This is a genomic window from Sphingorhabdus sp., assembly GCF_044357595.1.
GTDB lineage: Bacteria > Pseudomonadota > Alphaproteobacteria > Sphingomonadales > Sphingomonadaceae > Sphingorhabdus_B.
In genome coordinates this window covers 1-2715 of sequence record NZ_JBIKPH010000207.1, presented here as the reverse complement: position 1 = coordinate 2715, position 2715 = coordinate 1, and the positions used below count along the sequence as shown (strand labels likewise).

Here is a 2715-nt window from a genome sequence, read left to right as displayed (position 1 = left end):
GGTATCAGTAAAGTACGCAATGCGTTGGCCAAAATCTGGTCAGGCGCTGTAAAACCTTCAGGCATTGGCAACACTTTATTTGCCTTGGCAAATGCGGCATAATCCTTTTGCATGGCGACAAAGCGTTCGGGTTCCGAACCCGACAAATTATGCGCCTCACCGGGATCTGTTGTAATATTATAAAGTCGCCAGCGGCCATCTCCGTAAGGCGGCAGGTTCTTGACGAGCTTGTAATCACCTTTGAACAACACCGCATTGCCAGATAATTCATATCCCAACGGCTTGTCTGGCGAATGGACGGACGACGCAGCCCCTGTGAGCATGGGTGTCAGGTCCGCCCCGATCATTGGCTCGACGCGGCGCCCTGAAAAACTGCCTTGCTGCGGCGCCACTCCGGCGAGCATCAGCAAAGTCAGCGGCATATCGGTTACATGTGCAAAACCGGCTGCAACGCTGCCACCCTTGATCGCAGGGTTGCCTGGCCAAGCCATAATCATCGGAACACGCAAGCCACCTTCGCTCGCGGTAAACTTGTATCCACGCAGTGGTGAGACCGATGCGCTGGCAAAACCGGCACCTTGCGCGGTCAGCGAACCCGGGCGCCCTTGTTGGGCGATGCTTTGATCATATTCTTGATTGGCGTTCCAGCGCGTAAATGCGCCCATGTTCATTGGATCTGTTGCTTCTGCGCCATTGTCAGACAGAAACACGAAGATGGTATTATCATATGCGCCGATGGCCTTTAGATGCGCAATCAACCGGCCGATTTCACGGTCCATCGCCGTGCCCATGCCAGCATAAGCGGCCATCGCACCCGCACGCTGCCGTTGCTGCTGTGCCGACAACTTTGACCAATCACCGCTGGTGTTCATGGTTACCGTCGGAACGCCTACCGGCATCACGCCTTTGGCGATCGCAGCGGCGCGGCGTTCGTTGCGCAGCACAGTCCAACCCGCATTGTAGCGCCCCGCATAAGCCGCAATGTCTGCGTCTCGCGCCTGCACCGGAATATGGTTTGCGATGAAGTTGACGGATGCCAGAAAAGGCTTTCCGCTGGCCTTACCGCGGTCGATATAGCCGATCATCTTGTCGACAATGAGCGTTGAGGAGTAGAAGCGCTTTGGCAGTTTTGCAGGCTTTCCATCCTCGGTCCATTCGGTCTTGTCGTAAATCAGCAGGTTGGGTTTATCTTCAAAATTGTCTGCGCCCGATTGCGCGAGCGCAAGCGCGTGGTCATAGCCGCGCGCCGTTGGCAAGGTATTGGGCGTGTGGCCCAGATGCCATTTTCCGGACAGGTAGGTGCGGTAGCCGACAGCGCGCAGCTGTTCAGCAATGGTCACCACACGGTTGTTGAGGTGCGTTTCATAACCAGGCTTGCCCAAATGTTCGGGTGGAATTGTCTCTGGCATATTGCCAAGGCCAGCGCGGTGATTAATCACCCCGGTTTGCAGCATTGCCCGCGTTGGCGAGCAGGATCCTGCCACATGGAAGTTTGAAAAACGTACACCCTTTGCGGCAAGCGCGTCGATATTGGGTGTCGCAATTTCACCACCGAAGGCCCCTACATCGCTAAAGCCCCAATCATCCGCAAGGAGAATGACGATATTGGGACGCTTCGGCTGCGCCGCTTGCGCGCCAAGCGTTGCTGGGCTCAGCAACGCCAGCGCCGTCAATAGGGTTGCCGGTCCCTTCAGGATCATCGGTTCAGCAACGCGTCGAGGCAGCCCGTCTGCGCGAGCAGCGGGTCAATACGCCCACGTGCGGTCGCATCCAGCGCAGCATAACGCGCGCGCAAATCGGCCAAGCACTTCACCTGATATTTGAACACGCCTTGCGTGTAGGGCAGACCCATCGCGGAGATGTGGAAGCTATCTTCGCCTGCCTCAATCGCGGCGGCGTTGGCGAGGAGAAATGGCATGTAGATGTCGCCGACCTGTTTCAGCCAAGCAGTGATGACCGGCGCAAAGGGCGCATCGGCGCCTGCGATCTCTGTATCCCACTGCCCGTCGATTCCAGACATATCGTCAATATGTAGCAGCCATCGGAAACTATAGGGAAAGTCTTTGCGCATCATCGCCTGCGCAGTGGGGTCAACACCAAGCTGCGACAATTGGCCATACATTCCGAATTCCGCAATGCTCGGCCGAGAACCGAACAGGCAGTGATGATCCACCACATGCGCCTCAAGCGCACCCAGCAACGCGCGCGTTGAGGCTTCAATCAACGGGAAGTTTTCAGCTGCACAACCGACAATCGCCATGCGGCCAACCTGCCGCGCGCGGAACTGTTCGGCATAGCCCTGGCTTGCTGCCAGCCCGCCACCCTTCATCGCGTCAAAAGCGAGCCAGCGGCTCATCTGGACCTGGTCTACCTCCTCCAGCCAGCGATACCCGAACATTGCCTTTGTCACCCATTCGTCAGCAAAATCCTCAATTAGATGCGCGATAAAGGCGCGCGCCGGATCGGGCGGGATCACTGATCGTTCGGTATGCCGCGCCTCCAGATCATAAATGAGCGGGGTCGAATCATTGTGGAATGTTCCATCGGGATATTCCATTACAGGAAGAACAGGGGCCTTGACCTTACTCAGCGCGTCGCGCGAGTCCGTGCCGTGCGCCCACATATGCGGGATACGACGATAACGCATCAGCGCGCGCATCTTCATCGAATAGGGTGAACCCAGTGCTCCGTTGAGTGTGTACATTGTGGGTGGTT

Annotated in this window: 2 protein-coding genes; both read right to left on the bottom strand. The window is 57.0% G+C overall.

What is annotated here, in order from left to right; translation table 11 throughout:
* A partial coding sequence (locus tag ACIQ2T_RS13085; RefSeq protein WP_397591186.1) for an arylsulfatase occupies positions 1-1700 on the bottom strand: 1700 nt, incomplete at its 3' end.
* Positions 1697-2715, bottom strand: a 1019-nt coding sequence (locus tag ACIQ2T_RS13080) for a glutathione S-transferase N-terminal domain-containing protein (RefSeq protein WP_397591185.1), incomplete at its 5' end; no start/stop codon positions are given. The genes ACIQ2T_RS13085 and ACIQ2T_RS13080, both read right to left, overlap by 4 nt.